A 16,092-nucleotide genomic window follows, 5' to 3' on the forward strand; every position below is an offset into this window, starting at 1 on the left:
GGAAATATGAAGGGACAAAGCCGTCTCGACCAGATTATGGACTATTTGAAAAGTCATAATCTGGTCACTGTAGAACAGCTGGTGAGTGCGATCTCGGCTTCACCGGCGACGATCCGCCGCGATCTGATCAAGCTCGACAAGGAAGGCGTCATTAGCCGCAGCCATGGCGGGGTGACGCTCAATCGCTTTATTCCAGCTCAGCCGACCACGCTGGAAAAGATGCAGCGTAATCTGGCCGAGAAGCAGGCCATCGCGCAGTTTGCCGCCAGTTATGTGCAGTCAGGTGACTCAGTGGTGCTGGATGCCGGCACCACCATGCTGGAACTGGCACGACAGCTGACGCATTTGAAGTTGCGGGTGATCACTGCCGATCTGCACATCGCGCTGTTCCTGTCTGAATTCAAGCAGATTGAAACCACCATTATTGGTGGCCGCATTGATGACTCCAGCCAATCCTGCATTGGTGAACATGGTCGTCGATTGTTGCGTAGCATCAATCCCGATATCGCCTTTGTCAGCTGTAACTCATGGAGTATCGAGCGCGGGATTACCACGCCGACGGAAGATAAAGCTGGATTGAAGATGGATCTGCTGGCGAATGCACGTCGCCGCATCCTGCTGGCTGACAGCAGTAAATACGGTTCCTGGTCGCTGTACTGCGCCGCGCCGATTGATAGTTTGACCGATGTGGTGACGGATGCGCGTCTGGATGAGGTGGTGTGCCGCGAGTTACGCGAGCGCGGTATTGGGCTGGAGCTAACGGCTTAATGTGGTGCTGATACGTAGCGGCGCGATTTATCGCGCTTCTGTTAGCCACTGTGCAGCTTCAGGAACGCGTGATAAATCACGCCGCTACCAAGGATATGGGTTTTATAACAACTTCAATCCCGTCGCCGGAATGTTGCGGCCGTAATAGATTTCACGCATCTCTTTCCACAGCAGATTGGTGATGCGCTTGTGTTCTTGCGGACTCAGATCTTCTGGCTTGGTATTGAACAGGTAATACTTCAGGTCAAATTCCTTCAGTAACATCTTGGTGTGAAAGATATTTTCCTGATAAACGTTCACATCCACCATGTCGTACATCGCCTTCATATCTTCGGACATAAAGTTCTGCACCGAATTGATCTCATGATCGATAAAGTGTTTCACGCCGTTCACATCGCGGGTAAAACCACGCACGCGATAATCAAGGGTGACGATGTCCGACTCTAACTGGTGAATCAGGTAGTTCAGTGCTTTCAGCGGTGAAATGACGCCACAGGTTGAGACTTCAATATCGGCACGGAAGGTACACAATCCACCTTCAGGATGACTTTCCGGGTAGGTATGCACACAGATATGGCTCTTATCCAGATGCGCCACCACGGAGTTGGGCAACGGACCTGGGTGCTCAGATTTGTCGATGTCCTGCGGGTTGATCGGTTCTTCGCTGACCAAAATAGTGACGCTGGCACCTTGCGGTTCATAATCCTGGCGCGCGATGTTCAGCACGTTGGCACCAATGATCGAACAGGTCTCGGTCAGGATTTCAGTAAGGCGATTGGCGTTGTATTGCTCATCAATATAGGCGATATAGCCATCACGTTCGGCTTCGCTGTTGGCGTAGCAAATATCGTAAATACAAAAACTCAGGCTTTTGGTCAGATTATTGAAGCCATGTAGTTTCAGCTTTTGCAATTTCGTCACTCCTCACACGATAAAGCATTCAGCAGATATTGCGGCAAGGCAAAGCTACCGACATGTATCGCAGGATTGTAATAGCGGCAGCGCAGGCCCGCGTCTTCAAAACGCGACTCCAGGGTCGATGTATCCCACTGACGCAATGACTCATTATCACTCGCCCAGGCAAACGTCATAATGCCGCCGTAATAGGTGGGGATCGCCGCCTGATAAAAGCTAACGTCGGAGAAGTAATGACCGAGTTTGCGATGGCTGTTGATCGCTTCTTCCTGCTGCAGGAAGCAGACGCCATTCTGTGCCACGAAGATTCCGCCCGGATTGAGCGCATTTTTACAGCCTGCATAGAATTCGGAGGTAAACAGGCTTTCGCCGGGACCGATGGGATCGGTGCAATCGGAAATAATGACGTCGAACTTCTCTTGCGTCTGAGTGACGAAATTGACGCCATCATCAATCACCAGATTCAGCCGGGGATCGTCATAGGCACCGGCGCTGTGATTGGGCAGATACTCTTTGCAGAAACTCACCACGCCAGCATCGATCTCGACCATGGTGATCTGTTCAATCGTTTGATGGCGTGAGACTTCGCGCAACATCGCGCCGTCGCCGCCGCCGATGATCAGCACGCGTTTCGCCTTGCCGTGCGCCAGAAGCGGCACGTGGGTCATCATTTCGTGGTAGATGAACTCATCGCGCTCGGTGGTTTGCACTACACCGTCCAGCGCCATGACACGACCAAAAGCAGCATTCTCAAAGATCACCAGATCCTGATGCGCCGTTTTGTCGCGATAGAGCAGTTTATCTACCGTGAAATACTGTCCAAATCCGGCATGAAGCGTCTCATACCACATTTCATCCTGGGCCATGATGGGGCTCTCCTCGAATGTCATCGCCATGAAAAGGGAAAAAAGGATAGCGAATTATGACCGTGGTTGCACGGTCAAACCTTCAGCAGAAGAGCGGTGTGGCGGGCTATTTAACGTAAGCGAGCAGACTTAATGAGTCACGCGCCAGCGACTTACACTTCTTGTCGTTGGTAATGGCGATACCGCTCAAATCTTTGTAGCTCTCTTCGCCGAGCGACTTCATGTTGTAGTTGCTGTAATTACTCAGATCCCAGCGGTTCTGCTGGGCAAAAAACACCAGTGCTTTGCGAATCTGCGCATCGGGCAGATCCTGATAGCCACAATCGTTCTTCAGATAGACAAACACAGCCGTGAGGTCAGCTAAATCTTCCGCTTCGGATTCACTCAGGGCAAAACTGGTGGAGGAGAAGCCAAGGAGTCCCGCCAGCAGCAGGATCTTGATGCTTTTCGTCATAATCATTCTCAACAAGGGGCAATGAATTGACGTTAGCACAGTTATTGCAGGGATTCCGCTAAATTTGCCCAAACGGGCGATTCCCGCGCTTTTTATCAGTGCATTCTGTTTCAGGGCTTGACCCTCCTGCAGGGTAAAGGTTTACGCTGTGCCCATATTCACGACAAGGATAAGCATATGCAACGTCGTCATTTTCTAAAATTGACTGCCGCACTCAGCGCGGCAGGCGCTCTGCCACTGTGGAGCCGTTCGCTTATGGCGGCTACGCGTCCGCTATTACCGATTCCCTCTATTTTGCAGCCCGATGCACGCGGACAATACACGCTCACCGCGATGAGTGGCACCAGCCAATGGAACGGAAAATCCGTCCCGACATGGGGCTATAACGGCAGCCTGCTCGGCCCGGCGCTGCGCCTGCCGCGCGAGAAAGCGGTCACAGTGAATATCCATAATCGGCTGGCGGAAGCGACGACATTGCACTGGCATGGGCTGGAAATCCCCGGCGATGTCGATGGCGGGCCGCAGGCGATGATTGCACCTGGTGGCTCACGTCAGGTGACCTTTACCCCCGATCAACCGGCTGCCACCTGCTGGTTCCATCCACATCTGCACGGGAAAACCGGCTATCAGGTGGCGCAGGGGCTGGCGGGATTAGTGCTGCTGGAGGATGAAGATTCCGGCAAATTGCGTCTGCCGATGCAGTGGGGCGAAGATGATGTGCCGCTGATTTTCCAGGATAAACAGCTGACCAAAGACGGTTCTAAAATCGATTATCAACTCGACATTATGCGCGCGGCGGTGGGCTGGTTTGGTGACATGATGTTAACCAACGGCGTGCAATATCCGCAGCAGGCGGTGCCGCGCGGCTGGTTGCGCCTGCGTCTGTTGAACGGCTGCAATGCCCGTTCGCTGGATATTTCCACCAGCGACAAGCGACCAATGTACGTGATCGCCAGTGATGGCGGTTTACTGGCAGAACCGGTGAAAGTGGAGAGCCTGCCGCTGCTGCCGGGCGAGCGTTTCGAAGTGATGATTGACACCTCAGACGGCAAAACCTTCGACATGGTGACGCTGCCTGTGACGCAGATGGGCATGACGCTGGCGCCCTTTGATCAACCGCTGCCGCTGGTGCAAATTCTGCCGCTGCGCGTGATGGCGAGCGGTTCCATGCCGGATAAGCTGGTGGAGCTGCCGCCGCTGCCGTCAGTGGAAGGCGTGCAAAGCCGCTGGCTGCAACTGATGATGGATCCGCAGCTGGATCAACAAGGCATGCAGGCGCTGATGGATCGCTACGGTCATAAAGCCATGGCTGGCATGAAGATGGATCATGGCAGCATGGACTCGAAGGGCGGGGCTATGCAGATGGATCATGGCAGCATGGATACGAAAGGCGGGGCCATGCAGATGGACCATGGCAACATGGACATGAGCGGCGGCGCCATGAAGATGGATCATGGCAGTATGCCAATGGATCACGCAAAAACGGCAGCTTATGATTTCCACAACGGCAATAAAATCAACGGTCAGGCGTTTAATATGACCAAGCCGATGTTTAACGCCGAACTCGGTAAAGTGGAAAAATGGATCATTTCCGGTGAGGGCGATGCAATGCTGCATCCGTTCCACATTCATGGCACTCAGTTCCGCATCCTGTCAGAAAACGGCAAGCCGCCAGCACCGCATCGTGCAGGCTGGAAAGACATGGTCAGCGTGAACGGCTGGCGCAGTGAAGTGCTGGTGCGCTTTAACTACGTTGCCAATGCCGATAACGCCTACATGGCGCACTGCCATCTGCTGGAGCATGAAGATACCGGCATGATGCTGGGCTTTACGGTCAGTTAATCGCTCTCTTTTACCTGATGGCGACTCCGCTCGGTCGCCATTAATGGCGACACTACAGGCGCTGAGTGTGTAGGGTGCCGCATGAAGGTACAACTGGGCACATGGTTAACAGATCAAACCGATCCCATAGGTAACACTTTTGTAGTCAGTCGATTCGGCGGCACTCTCTACGTTGACAGCGCCGCTTCCAGCGACAGCCGGATATCCTCAATCAAATCATCAGCATGCTCGATACCAATCGACAAACGTACCGTGGCATCGGTAATGCCGATACGCTGGCGTACCTCCTGCGGCACGCCGGAATGGGTGGTGCTGCCCGGATGGCTGGCGAGTGATTCGGTGCCGCCGAGACTCACGGCGAGCTTGAATAGCCCCAGGGCATTGAGAAAACGAAATGCGGCCGGTTGGCCGCCTTTGATATCGAAGGAGAAGGTGGACCCTGCGCCGCTGCATTGCCGTTGGTAGGTTTCTCCCGCCGAGCTGTTGGCATCGAGATAGGGCAGCCAGTGCAGTTTTTCCACCTGCGGGCTATCGCGCAAAAACGCGGCGACTTTTTCCGCATTGCTGGCGGCTTTCTCCATCCTCAATGACAACGTTTCCAGCGAGCGGCCAATCATCCAGCTGGAGTGCGGATCAAGCTGAGTACCAATGGCACTGCGCAGCGAACGCACCTTGCTCACCAGCGCTTTACTGCCCAGCACTGCGCCCGCAATCAGATCCGAATGGCCGCCGACATATTTGGTGAGCGAGTAAAGCGACAAGTCCGCACCGTGCTGCAAAGGGCGTTGAAACAGCGGGCCGAGTAGCGTGTTGTCGCAGGCGAGAATCGGACGCGAACCTTGCTGCTGGGTAATCACATCCGCCACCTGCTTCATCAACTGAATATCCACCAGGCTGTTGGTTGGATTGGCTGGCGTCTCAATCAGAATCAGCGCCACACGACCTCGCTGCCACGCCAGTTTAGCCGCTTCATACACCTTGTCTTCATCGGTGCCATCGCTAAAGCCCACGGCTTTAATCTCTAAATCGTGCAGCGTTTTGCTCAACAGCGTTTCAGTGCCGCCATACAGCGGCTGCGAGTGCAGAATCACCTCTCCGGGGCGTGCAAACGCCAGCAGAGTGGTGGCAATTGCCGACATGCCAGATGAGAACAGCGCGGCGCTTTCCGCCTGTTCATAGATGGCCAGCCGATCCTCCACAATCTCGCTATTAGGATGGTTAAAGCGTGAATAGACCAGCCCGCCGCTTTTCCCCTCTGGCGGCTGTTTACGCCCGGCGACGAAATCAAAGAAATCTTGTCCCTCTTCGGCACTGTTAAACACAAAGGTCGAGGTGAGAAACACCGGCGGTTTGACCGCGCCTTCTGACAGCCGCGGATCGTAACCGTAGTTAAGCATTTGCGTTTCCGGATGCAGATCGTGTGTGCCTATCTGTGTTTTTTTACTGGATGGAGCGGTCATAGGATCTCCAGAGGTCACCGGTAAGAGGGGGGAACGATTCCTGTAGTTAAGGACAGCGCAATAAATTTTGCCACGGTATCGTTTGCGTTCTGTGCGCCGCGTTAGAGGTTGGTTCGACTATGATAGACTTCGTGGCTTTCTGAAAAACCTTAACCAGGCGAATGCAATGAAACACACCGTCGACGTGATGATCTCTGAGCAGGAGATCGCAACCCGTATTGCCGAACTGGGCAAGCAGATTAGCGAACACTACCGTAGCAGCGGCAGCGAAATGGTGTTGGTGGGTCTGCTGCGCGGCTCCTTTATGTTTATGGCCGATCTCTGCCGCGCCATCGACGTGCCGCATGAAGTCGACTTTATGACGGCCTCCAGCTACGGCAGCGGCATGTCATCGACCCGCGACGTGAAAATCCTCAAAGATCTCGACGAAGATATTCGCGGTAAAGATGTGCTGATCGTGGAAGACATCATCGACTCCGGTAACACCCTAAGCAAAGTGCGTGAAATCCTGCGCCTGCGTGAGCCAAAATCACTGGCGATCTGCACTCTGTTGGATAAACCAGAGCGCCGCGAAGTGGAGGTCACCGTGGAGTATGTCGGCTTTACCATCCCTGATGAATTCGTGGTGGGCTTTGGTATCGATTACGCGCAACGCTATCGTCATCTGCCGTATATCGGCAAAGTTATCCCGACCGGTGAATAACCGCACAATCTTCCAAGGCTAATCCCTTCAGCCTGCGATAAGATGCGCAGCCCGCGAGTCAATGACTTACGGGCTGCGCTCGCGTTCCCCTGCCGCATGCAGAGTGGTAAAGTGTCGCGGGTTATCGCTCAGCGCTTCATCTTTGATTTTTCACTCGTTATCTCTGAATAACCCCGCATGCTCGGCGTGAGCGCACTATCATTTCATAGGGCTTTGATGTCACTACAACAGGGTATGGATTCGCAATGACTTATGCACTGGAAATTTCCGGGCTCACCAAAACCTATCCCGGCGGCGTTCAGGCGCTGAAGAAGCTTGACCTCAACGTAGAGGCTGGCGATTTTTACGCGCTGCTCGGGCCAAATGGCGCGGGCAAATCCACCACTATCGGCATTATCAGTTCGCTGGTGAATAAATCCGGCGGCAGTGTGCGCGTGTTCGGCTATGACCTGTCAAAGGATGTGGTCAATGCGAAACGCCAGCTTGGGTTGGTGCCGCAGGAATTCAACTTTAACCCGTTTGAAACCGTGATGCAGATTGTGGTCAATCAGGCCGGTTACTACGGTGTGGAGCGGGCAGAAGCCAACAAGCGTGCCGAGAAGTACCTCAACCAGCTCGATCTGTGGGGTAAACGCAACGAGCGTGCCCGGATGCTGTCGGGCGGGATGAAACGTCGTCTGATGATTGCCCGCGCGCTAATGCATGAGCCGAAACTGCTGATTCTGGATGAACCCACCGCCGGCGTGGATATCGAACTGCGTCGCTCAATGTGGACCTTCCTGAAAGATCTCAACATCAAAGGCACCACCATTATTCTCACCACCCACTATCTGGAAGAAGCAGAAATGCTGTGCCGCAATATCGGCATCATCCAGAGCGGTGAGCTGGTGGAAAACACTTCGATGAAAGGCCTGCTGTCGAAGCTGCAATCAGAAACCTTCATTCTTGATTTGGCGCCGCGCAGCCCGCTGCCGCAGCTGGAAGGTTTCCAGTATCGTCTGGTGGATACTTCAACGCTGGAAGTGGAAGTGATGCGTGAGCAGGGCCTGAACAGTGTATTTAGCCAGTTAAGTTCGCAGGGCGTGCAGGTGCTGAGTATGCGTAACAAAGCGAACCGCCTTGAAGAGCTGTTCGTCAGCCTGACCCAGGGTAAAGGAGTGAAAGCATGACACATTTATACTGGGTAGCGCTCAAGAGTATCTGGGCCAAGGAGATCAACCGTTTCGCTCGCATCTGGATTCAGACGCTGGTGCCACCGGTGATCACCATGACGCTCTATTTCATTATCTTCGGCAACCTGATTGGTTCACGCATCGGCGATATGCACGGCTTTAGCTACATGCAGTTTATCGTGCCTGGATTGATCATGATGGCGGTGATCACCAACGCCTACGCCAACGTGGCATCATCGTTCTTCAGCGCTAAATTCCAGCGCAACATCGAAGAGTTGCTGGTGGCACCCGTACCGACGCACATCATCATTGCCGGTTATGTCGGCGGTGGCGTGGCGCGCGGTGTATGTGTCGGCATTCTGGTGACCGCGATTTCGCTGTTCTTCGTGCCGTTCCACGTGCACTCCTGGTCAATGGTGGCCCTGACGCTGCTGCTAACGGCGATTCTTTTCTCGCTGGCGGGTCTGCTGAATGCGGTATTCGCACGTACCTTTGATGACATCAGCTTGATTCCGACCTTCGTGCTGACGCCATTAACTTATCTGGGCGGCGTGTTTTACTCACTGACGCTGTTGCCGCCGTTCTGGCAGGCGGTGTCAAAGCTGAACCCGGTGGTGTATATGATCAGCGGCTTCCGCTACGGTTTTCTTGGCATCAGTGATGTGCCGCTGGCGCTGACCTTGTCAGTGTTGATTGGCTTTATCGTAGTGTTTTACGTGCTGGTCTATGCGCTGATTCAGCGCGGTCGCGGATTACGTACCTGATAGACTTTTTAACAATGCAGCTTCGGCTGCATTGTTATTTCTGCCTCTTTATCTCCTCTCTTTTGTAAGATAATTCCCCGAGCTATTAAGACCAGTTAAATATCAAAAATGAAACAGTCAGTAACTGTCAGTCATGAGTTATTCCATTTTGCGATAATTTGAAATTATTCTGATAATCGGCGCGTAATGATGCAGTAAGTTATTGATTTATATTCTGCTAAGAATTTGTAAGTTTTTGTCCAGTTTTTTGAACTTGTTATTAAGTGTCAGTCATTGGAATATTCATTCGCTAATAGATCACGTCTTTATCATAAAGCGAGTTCAACTTCCTTCGCGACGCCATGCGCGTGGCGGAACGGACACTTATATTTTTAAACAGGGCAACTAACATGAATCGTTTAACGTGGGTGGATAATCTGCGAGGTATTGGTGTACTTGTCGTTATTCTGCTGCACTGCGTTATTGCGGTGAATGGTAACGTCGGACACTTCGCTCCGCTGGTGCTAACGCTGGATCCGTTGTTGATACCGGTCTTTCTTGGCTTGGTGTTTTTTGTCTCGGGATTGTTTGTTGATGCCGGATTACGCAAAGGACTGGGTCCGTTTATTCATAATAAAATTCAGACCATCTTATATCCCTTTGCCGTCTGGGTGTTGGTGTACGGCGGATTGAAAATATTATTCAGCTCGATGGCAAATAATCCGCAATCGCCATTGCATGTTATTGCCATGCATCTGAGTGGCGGCGGCGATATAACCTGGTTTTTGCATTCATTGTTCTTCTTCTTCCTGGCTATCATTTTTGTTCGTCAATTACCGTTTTGGCTGGTGATTCCAGGGTGTTTATTACTCAGTTATTTCCTACCCGAGCTAAGCGCCGATGGCATGTTTGCCAGCTTCGATAATGCACATATCAATAAATCGATAAATCTGTTTATTTTCTTCTACGTCGGCGATCAGTTAGCGCGCAGGCAATATGATATTCCCAAGCTGGCAGAGAATTCGCTATTGGTGCTGCTCTCACTGGCAAGCGTCATTCTTTTCCTGTGCCTGAATCTGCTGACTGCACATCCGCCGTCACATGTGCTGCTGGCCGCGCTGGCGCTGTTGTCTATCCCTCTGTTTGTCTGGATATCACTGAAGGTGGACTCACGACTGGTGCACTACGTTGGGGTGAATTCCATCGTCTTCTACCTGTCGCATTATCTGGTGATTCAATTCTTCAGCAAGATTGTGAAGCTGCAGACGCCTTCGCCATGGATACATGATCTGTTGTTTGTGCTGGCTTTCGCTGCGGCAATGATCCTGCCGTGGACGCTGTGCTTGTTACGTCAGCGTGGCTGGTTCAACTTCCTGTTTACCCTGAAGACGCAGCCGCGTGTGAAGGTGGCAAAACCGGTGTAAGTGAAGGGCGGAACCTCTGAACAGAGGTTCCGTTTTGATCAGGCAACCTGAACCGGAAGCGCTTTGGCGATGCGTTTCATCTCATTGTCACCTTCGAAATAGGCGACTTTCGGTTGCCAGCTGCGTGCCACTGCATCTTCCACCTGCACGTATGAGCAGATGATCATGATGTCACCTTCACAGGCACAACGGGCGGCGGCACCGTTGACGGAGATGATCTTCGAGCCACGCTCAGCGGCAATCGCGTAGGTAGAGAAACGCTGACCATTGGTGACGTTGTAGATGTCGATGGCTTCGTATTGCAGAATGCCGGATGCATCAAGAAAATCCTGATCGATGGCGCAGGAACCTTCGTAGTGCAGATCTGCCTGAGTGACTTTCACGCGGTGCAGTTTGCCCTGAAGTACGGTACGAATCATAACGGGATAACCTTATTAAGCTGCGATTAAACGACGGAGGTTACTCCGTCAGATCCACTTGCTGATTGTCGATCAGGCGCGCATTGCCCAACCAGGCGGCCATCAGAATCACGGCGCGCTGGCTATCCACCGTCAGCGGCTGCAGATTGTCGGCATCGCAAATGGCCAGGCCATCAGGGCGGAAGCCTTTCTCACGCAATGCGGCCTCGGCCGTTTCGATAATCTCTTCGACATGGCGTTCGCCGTTGTTCAGACGCTCGGCCATGCTGTTCATCACCTGGCTCAGACCCGCAGCGATCGCGCGCTCTTCGCTGGTGAGATAACCGTTACGTGAACTCAACGCCAAACCATCTTTCGCGCGTACGGTTGGTACGCCGACAATCTCGATATCGAAGCCCATATCAGCCACCATCTTGCGGATAATGGCTAACTGCTGGAAATCCTTCTCGCCAAAGCAGGCTATATCGGGCTGCACCAGATTAAACAGTTTGCTCACGATAGTGGAAACGCCACGGAAGTGACCAGGACGGCTGGCACCTTCCAGCAGGGACGATAACCCCGGGACTTCAACGAAGGTTTGGCTATCCAGGCCTTTGGGATAAACATCCGCCGGCGCAGGGGCAAATACCACATCGACGCTATGACGATTGAGTTTCTCGCAATCGTCCTGCAAGGTGCGAGGATAGCGCGCGAGGTCATCGGCGCGTTCAAACTGCATCGGGTTGACGAAAATCGAGACCACCACAATATCGGCCCGCTCGCGCGCTTCGTCCACCAATGTCAGGTGGCCGTCATGCAGGTTGCCCATGGTCGGCACCAGCGCGATACGTTTGCCTTCCTGCCGCCAGCGACGAATTTCCCGGCGCAACATCGGCAGCGATTCAATAATCAGCACTGCAACTCTCCTGATTTACTGGAAACTGTGTTCGGCGGCAGGATAAATGCCCGCTTCAACGTCGGCAATATACTGGCGAATTGCCGCGCGAATGTCGCCGGTTTCCGCGAGGAAATTTTTGGCAAATTTAGGAATATGACCGCCGGTAATGCCGAAGGCATCGTGCATCACCAGAATCTGCCCGTCGGTGACGTTACCGGCACCAATGCCGATCACCGGAATGTGCAATGCTTTGGTGATGCGCTCTGCCAGCGCCACCGGCACGCACTCCAGCACCATCAGTTGCGCCCCGGCGGCTTCCAGCGCCAGCGCATCGGCTAACAGGCGCTCTGCACCCGCTTCATCGCGGCCCTGAACCTTGTAGCCACCAAAGATGTTCACTGACTGCGGCGTCAGGCCAAGATGACCGCAGACCGGCACGGCGCGCTCGGTGAGCATACGCACGGTGTCTGCCAGCCATTCACCGCCTTCCAGCTTCACCATGTTGGCACCGGCGCGCATCAGTTGAGCGGCGTTATCGAAGGTTTGCTGCGGCGTGGCGTAACTCATAAACGGCAGGTCGGCCATCACCAGCGCATTCGGCGCGCCACGGCGCACGGCAGCGGTGTGATAAGCGATATCCGCCACGGTGACAGGTAATGTGGATTCATGGCCTTGCACGGTCATGCCAAGGGAGTCGCCAATCAGCATCACCTGAATGCCTTCATCAGCAAACAGGCGGGCAAAGCTAAAGTCGTAGGCCGTCAGGGTGGCAAATTTGCGGCCACTGGCTTTGAGCTGGCGTAGATGGGTGATGGTTGTCGGTTTCATCGTACACTCCAGAGTTTTCTGATGCGCGCAGTGTACTGGATTGATTGAAAAGGCGATACGACCGTAGTGCGATTATTGCCGCCTACTCAGACCACAAGTGGATGGTGCTGCGATCGAGCGTGGCGAGGATGCCAGTTAAAGGCTGGCCATTCGGCAGACGCAGGCCTGGCGCGATCTCTAACAGCGGCACCAGCATAAACGCGCGGTTGTGCATATCGTAGTGCGGTACGGTGAGACGTGGGGTGTGGATCGTCTGCTGACCAAACAGCATGATGTCGATATCAAGGGTGCGCGGTCCCCAGCGCTCGGCTTTGCGCACACGTCCGTGCTCCAGCTCGATACGTTGCGTATGATCGAGCAGGACTTCCGCTTCCAGCGTAGTATCCAGCGCGACCACCGCATTCAGGTAATCAGGCTGGTCAGCCGGGCCATACGGTGGCGTGCGATACAGCGAAGAGGTGGCGACGCGCGAGGTGTGCGGTATCGCATCAATCGCGGCCAGCGCTGCATCAACCTGATGCAGCGGATCGGCCAGATTACTGCCTAGTGCGAGGTAAACGCGAATCATGATGCGCTGTTGGTATCGCGGCGCGGGCCGGTTGGACGGCGGCGCGGACGACGCGGTTTACGGCGCGGTACCACCGGATCGTCGCCCAGCGTGTTCATCATGGTTTTCTGCTCAACCGGAGCCGCAGCCTGGAACTCGCCCCACCAATGGGTCAGGCTTTGCAGTTCGCGGTTGTTTTCCACATCGGCACGCAGCGCCAGCAGATCATAAGCGGCACGGAATTTAGGATGCTCCATCAGCTTCCATGCGCGTTTGCCATGACGACGTGACATGCGCAACTGCAACTGCCAGATATCGCGAATCAGAGTGGTGATACGCTTAGGAATCGCCAGCGCGCGGCAGGCTTCATCCAGCGTTTCGTTCATCGACAGCGCAAAGGCATCGTAGTAGGTCAGTCCGCTTTCCTGCGCGATGCGTTGGGCCGATTCCAGCTGCGGATACCAGAACATCGCGGCAAACAGAAAGGCCGGATTGACGCGCATATCGTTCAGAATGCGGTTGTCGGTGTTCTTCAGCACCTGTGCCAGCATTTTCTCCATCAGGCTGTCGCTCTCGGCAGTAAAGCCACGCGTCAGGGTAGGGAACAACGGCTGGAACAGATGATACTCGCGCATCATCTGATAGGTACGGAATCCGTAACCGGCTTGCAGTAGCTTAAGGGATTCTTCAAACAGACGCGCAGGCGGAATGTCATTCAGCAGCGTAGCCAGGCGCGGAATCGGCTCGGCAGTTTCCGCGGCAATGCGCATCTCCAGCTTGGCAGCAAAACGCACCACGCGCAGCATACGCACCGGATCTTCGCGGTACCGGGTTTCCGGATCGCCAATCAGACGGATGACGCCGTCTTCCAAATCCTGCAAACCGCCGACGTAGTCACGCACCGAGAAATCCGCCACGCTGTAATACAGGCTGTTGATGGTGAGATCGCGGCGCTGGGCATCATCTTCGATGTTGCCAAAAATGTTATCACGCAGCAGCATGCCGTTCTGACCGCGCTGTGAACTGTTGCGATCGTCTTCAGCCTCTTCCTGGTGGTGACCACGGAAAGTGGCGACTTCGATCACTTCGGGACCGAACATCACATGCGCCAGACGGAAGCGACGACCCACGAGGCGGCAGTTGCGGAACAACTTGCGCATCTGCTCAGGCGTGGCGTTGGTGGTGATATCAAAGTCTTTTGGCTTCTTACCCAGCAGCAAATCGCGTACGCCGCCGCCTACCAGGTAAGCTTCGAATCCGGCTTTGTTCAGACGATACAGCACTTTAAGGGCGTTTTCGCTGATATCTTTGCGTGAGATGTTATGGCTTTCACGGGGAATGACGGTCATAAGACTTTCAGTTTCCACCTCTTCAGGCGCCTCCTCGTCACGCTTGAGGACTCTCCGGCAAAAATTAGCGACTCGGGTAAAAATGGGACACCTCGACAGTGATAAAAAGGGTGTTAATAAATCAGCGGCTAATCATAGCCTGTTGCGAACCATTTAGGAATGGCGATGTCGCCTCATCCGTTATTCGCGCGTTCTGTTGTGGTATCAGTTGGATACTCCACTGGGCCACTGCTTTCTCCAGCAGTTGCTCCTTTGTGGCATCTTGCCAACCTTCCCAAACCGGTTGCCCCAGCAAACGTAACGCGTGCACTAACGATGGCCGTACATCTCCCGCGGGTAAGGCGGGCGCATGATTCTGTTTTGATAGCTTATTGCCATCATCATTTATTGCCAGCGGCAGATGCAGATAAGCCGGCACTGGCCACTCGAACTGGTGGTAGAGCGCAATTTGACGCACCGTGGGCGCGATCAAGTCGGCCCCACGTACGATTTCCGTCACACCCTGAAAATGGTCATCCACCACCACCGCCAGGTTATAAGCAAACAAACCATCCCGACGATGGATAATAAAATCTTCTTCCGCCAGCGATCGCTCGGCGGCTAAGTGGCCGCGCAGGTCATCGTCAAAGCCATAAACCGGCGTATGCTGACGCAGGCGCAGCGCGGCGTTCTCTGCGGGGAGATGTAATTCCCGACAGTGACCGTCGTAAAACCCCCCGAGCTGCTGAATACGGCTGCGCGTGCAGGTGCAAAAGTAGCTTTGACGATGCTGTTGCAGCCAGCTCAGCGCTTCCCGGTAAGCCTCATGACGCTGCGATTGCCATAACACGTCACCATCCCATTGCAGGCCATAATGCTCCAGCTGCTTTAAGATGCGTGTGGCCGCGCCAGGGACTTCTCGTGGCGGATCGATATCTTCAATACGCACCAGCCAGCGGCCCTGTTGCGCACGCGCGCTCAGGTAGCTGCCTAAAGCGGCAATCAGTGAACCAAAATGCAGGTCACCAGAAGGAGAGGGAGCGAAACGCCCGACGCAGGGAGAAGTTGAAGAGTTCATTTTGAGGTGCACCGCACGTCGGGAAAACAGTGGTTTTCCCGGCAGTGCGGTGACAGTCTGCTCACGGCCATTAGCCTGCCATCTGCTTCTCGCGGATTTCAGCCAGCGTTTTGCAGTCGATGCAGAGGTCGGCAGTCGGACGCGCTTCAAGGCGGCGAATACCAATTTCTACACCACAGGAATCACAGTAGCCGAAATCGTCGTCATCCACTTTCTTCAGCGTCTTCTCGATCTTCTTGATCAATTTACGCTCACGATCGCGGTTACGTAATTCCAGGCTGAACTCTTCTTCCTGCGCGGCACGGTCTACCGGATCCGGGAAGTTAGCAGCTTCGTCCTGCATATGCGACACAGTGCGGTCTACTTCATCCCGAAGTTGGTTGCGCCAGGCTTCCAGAATCTTGCGGAAATGGCTCAGTTGGGCGTCGTTCATATACTCTTCGCCCGGTTTCACCTGATACGGCTCCACACCAGCGATGGCGAGGATACTCAGGGACGATGTTTTACGGTTTTGCCCTTCTTGCATGTTGTTTCTCCTGGATAACACGCCCTTCCCGTCATACTTCAGGTTGCATGTGCATTGGCTAAAATGACCACCGACTGCCAGCAACGCGAATTATTAAGGGGTATATCGATTCCCATCAGGGAAAAAACAGGCCGCTATAAAT

General features: G+C 54.0%; 17 protein-coding genes. 6 read left to right on the forward strand and 11 right to left on the reverse strand.

Going from position 1 to position 16,092, the window contains the following annotated elements; genetic code table 11:
* Positions 1–6: 6 nt before the first annotated feature.
* Positions 7–768, forward strand: coding sequence for a DeoR/GlpR family DNA-binding transcription regulator (locus ACXI0A_RS05080; RefSeq protein ID WP_200574425.1), 762 nt, complete (start codon positions 7–9; stop codon positions 766–768).
* 102 nt (positions 769–870) lie between these two features.
* Here ACXI0A_RS05080 and speD read toward each other — a convergent pair whose 3' ends face one another.
* The 3 genes from speD to ACXI0A_RS05095 form a co-directional block, all read right to left on the reverse strand.
* On the reverse strand, positions 871–1,680 hold the full coding sequence (speD, locus tag ACXI0A_RS05085) for an adenosylmethionine decarboxylase (RefSeq protein WP_200574422.1): 810 nt from the start codon (positions 1,678–1,680) through the stop codon (positions 871–873).
* A 5-nt stretch (positions 1,681–1,685) separates the two neighbouring features.
* Positions 1,686–2,549: a polyamine aminopropyltransferase gene (gene speE / locus ACXI0A_RS05090; protein ID WP_224932523.1), complete on the reverse strand. Its 864-nt coding sequence runs from the start codon at positions 2,547–2,549 to the stop codon at positions 1,686–1,688.
* A gap of 106 nt (positions 2,550–2,655) precedes the next feature.
* A complete protein-coding gene (locus tag ACXI0A_RS05095) occupies positions 2,656–3,003 on the reverse strand; it encodes a YacC family pilotin-like protein (RefSeq protein WP_007888732.1) in 348 nt (115 codons plus the stop codon).
* A gap of 177 nt (positions 3,004–3,180) precedes the next feature.
* Between ACXI0A_RS05095 and cueO the strand changes: the two genes are divergently transcribed.
* Entirely contained in the window at positions 3,181–4,845 is a 1,665-nt protein-coding gene (cueO, locus tag ACXI0A_RS05100) for a multicopper oxidase CueO (RefSeq protein ID WP_476150052.1), read from the forward strand.
* 167 nt (positions 4,846–5,012) lie between these two features.
* On the opposite strand, the gene ACXI0A_RS05105 is transcribed toward cueO, so the two are convergent.
* The gene (locus ACXI0A_RS05105) at positions 5,013–6,305 is read right to left on the reverse strand and encodes a cystathionine gamma-synthase family protein (RefSeq protein ID WP_476150050.1); all 1,293 of its coding nucleotides are present in this window, start codon (positions 6,303–6,305) and stop codon (positions 5,013–5,015) included.
* 166 nt (positions 6,306–6,471) lie between these two features.
* Here ACXI0A_RS05105 and hpt point away from each other — a divergent pair, with 166 nt between their 5' ends.
* From hpt to ACXI0A_RS05125, 4 genes are all read left to right on the forward strand, one after another.
* Positions 6,472–7,008: a hypoxanthine phosphoribosyltransferase gene (hpt, locus tag ACXI0A_RS05110; RefSeq protein ID WP_039331277.1), complete on the forward strand. Its 537-nt coding sequence runs from the start codon at positions 6,472–6,474 to the stop codon at positions 7,006–7,008.
* Between the two features lie 245 nt (positions 7,009–7,253).
* The gene (locus tag ACXI0A_RS05115; RefSeq protein ID WP_100704625.1) at positions 7,254–8,177 is read left to right on the forward strand and encodes an ABC transporter ATP-binding protein; all 924 of its coding nucleotides are present in this window, start codon (positions 7,254–7,256) and stop codon (positions 8,175–8,177) included.
* Positions 8,174–8,944 (forward strand): ABC transporter permease, encoded by a 771-nt coding sequence (locus ACXI0A_RS05120; RefSeq protein WP_224932526.1) that lies wholly within the window; start codon positions 8,174–8,176, stop codon positions 8,942–8,944. The genes ACXI0A_RS05115 and ACXI0A_RS05120 overlap by 4 nt, the downstream gene beginning before the upstream one ends.
* 389 nt (positions 8,945–9,333) lie before the next feature.
* The gene (locus ACXI0A_RS05125; RefSeq protein ID WP_476150047.1) at positions 9,334–10,347 is read left to right on the forward strand and encodes an acyltransferase family protein; all 1,014 of its coding nucleotides are present in this window, start codon (positions 9,334–9,336) and stop codon (positions 10,345–10,347) included.
* Positions 10,348–10,385: 38 nt separating this feature from the next.
* On the opposite strand, the gene panD is transcribed toward ACXI0A_RS05125, so the two are convergent.
* From panD to dksA, 7 genes are all read right to left on the reverse strand, one after another.
* Positions 10,386–10,766, reverse strand: coding sequence for an aspartate 1-decarboxylase (panD, locus tag ACXI0A_RS05130; RefSeq protein WP_224932528.1), 381 nt, complete (start codon positions 10,764–10,766; stop codon positions 10,386–10,388).
* Between the two features lie 40 nt (positions 10,767–10,806).
* A complete protein-coding gene (gene panC / locus ACXI0A_RS05135) occupies positions 10,807–11,661 on the reverse strand; it encodes a pantoate--beta-alanine ligase (protein ID WP_476150044.1) in 855 nt (284 codons plus the stop codon).
* A 15-nt stretch (positions 11,662–11,676) separates the two neighbouring features.
* Positions 11,677–12,471, reverse strand: a complete 795-nt coding sequence (gene panB, locus ACXI0A_RS05140) for a 3-methyl-2-oxobutanoate hydroxymethyltransferase (RefSeq protein WP_476150042.1) — start codon at positions 12,469–12,471, stop codon at positions 11,677–11,679.
* Positions 12,472–12,553: 82 nt separating this feature from the next.
* Positions 12,554–13,039 carry a 2-amino-4-hydroxy-6-hydroxymethyldihydropteridine diphosphokinase gene (folK, locus tag ACXI0A_RS05145; RefSeq protein ID WP_476150040.1) on the reverse strand — a complete coding sequence of 162 codons (486 nt, stop codon included), beginning with the start codon at positions 13,037–13,039 and terminating at the stop codon, positions 12,554–12,556.
* Positions 13,036–14,451, reverse strand: a complete 1,416-nt coding sequence (gene pcnB / locus ACXI0A_RS05150) for a polynucleotide adenylyltransferase PcnB (protein ID WP_224932560.1) — start codon at positions 14,449–14,451, stop codon at positions 13,036–13,038. Before pcnB ends, folK begins: the two co-directional genes overlap by 4 nt.
* A 37-nt stretch (positions 14,452–14,488) precedes the next feature.
* Positions 14,489–15,424, reverse strand: a complete 936-nt coding sequence (gene gluQRS, locus ACXI0A_RS05155) for a tRNA glutamyl-Q(34) synthetase GluQRS (protein ID WP_476150038.1) — start codon at positions 15,422–15,424, stop codon at positions 14,489–14,491.
* A gap of 70 nt (positions 15,425–15,494) precedes the next feature.
* Positions 15,495–15,950, reverse strand: coding sequence for an RNA polymerase-binding protein DksA (gene dksA, locus ACXI0A_RS05160; RefSeq protein ID WP_034829547.1), 456 nt, complete (start codon positions 15,948–15,950; stop codon positions 15,495–15,497).
* Between the last annotated feature and the right edge of the window lie 142 nt (positions 15,951–16,092).

The organism is Pantoea sp. C1E2, from assembly GCF_056491465.1.

Excerpts from the sequence above, each read along its gene's own strand:
- cueO (WP_476150052.1), top strand. The coding sequence starts at position 3,181 with ATGCAACGTCGTCATTTTCTAAAATTGACTGCCGCACTCAGCGCGGCA.
- dksA (WP_034829547.1), bottom strand. The coding sequence starts at position 15,950 with ATGCAAGAAGGGCAAAACCGTAAAACATCGTCCCTGAGTATCCTCGCC.
- panD (WP_224932528.1), bottom strand. The coding sequence starts at position 10,766 with ATGATTCGTACCGTACTTCAGGGCAAACTGCACCGCGTGAAAGTCACT.
- speE (WP_224932523.1), bottom strand. The coding sequence starts at position 2,549 with ATGGCCCAGGATGAAATGTGGTATGAGACGCTTCATGCCGGATTTGGA.
- ACXI0A_RS05125 (WP_476150047.1), top strand. The coding sequence starts at position 9,334 with ATGAATCGTTTAACGTGGGTGGATAATCTGCGAGGTATTGGTGTACTT.
- ACXI0A_RS05115 (WP_100704625.1), top strand. The coding sequence starts at position 7,254 with ATGACTTATGCACTGGAAATTTCCGGGCTCACCAAAACCTATCCCGGC.
- ACXI0A_RS05120 (WP_224932526.1), top strand. The coding sequence starts at position 8,174 with ATGACACATTTATACTGGGTAGCGCTCAAGAGTATCTGGGCCAAGGAG.
- hpt (WP_039331277.1), top strand. The coding sequence starts at position 6,472 with ATGAAACACACCGTCGACGTGATGATCTCTGAGCAGGAGATCGCAACC.
- gluQRS (WP_476150038.1), bottom strand. The coding sequence starts at position 15,424 with ATGAACTCTTCAACTTCTCCCTGCGTCGGGCGTTTCGCTCCCTCTCCT.
- ACXI0A_RS05080 (WP_200574425.1), top strand. The coding sequence starts at position 7 with ATGAAGGGACAAAGCCGTCTCGACCAGATTATGGACTATTTGAAAAGT.
- folK (WP_476150040.1), bottom strand. The coding sequence starts at position 13,039 with ATGATTCGCGTTTACCTCGCACTAGGCAGTAATCTGGCCGATCCGCTG.
- panB (WP_476150042.1), bottom strand. The coding sequence starts at position 12,471 with ATGAAACCGACAACCATCACCCATCTACGCCAGCTCAAAGCCAGTGGC.
- ACXI0A_RS05095 (WP_007888732.1), bottom strand. The coding sequence starts at position 3,003 with ATGACGAAAAGCATCAAGATCCTGCTGCTGGCGGGACTCCTTGGCTTC.
- ACXI0A_RS05105 (WP_476150050.1), bottom strand. The coding sequence starts at position 6,305 with ATGACCGCTCCATCCAGTAAAAAAACACAGATAGGCACACACGATCTG.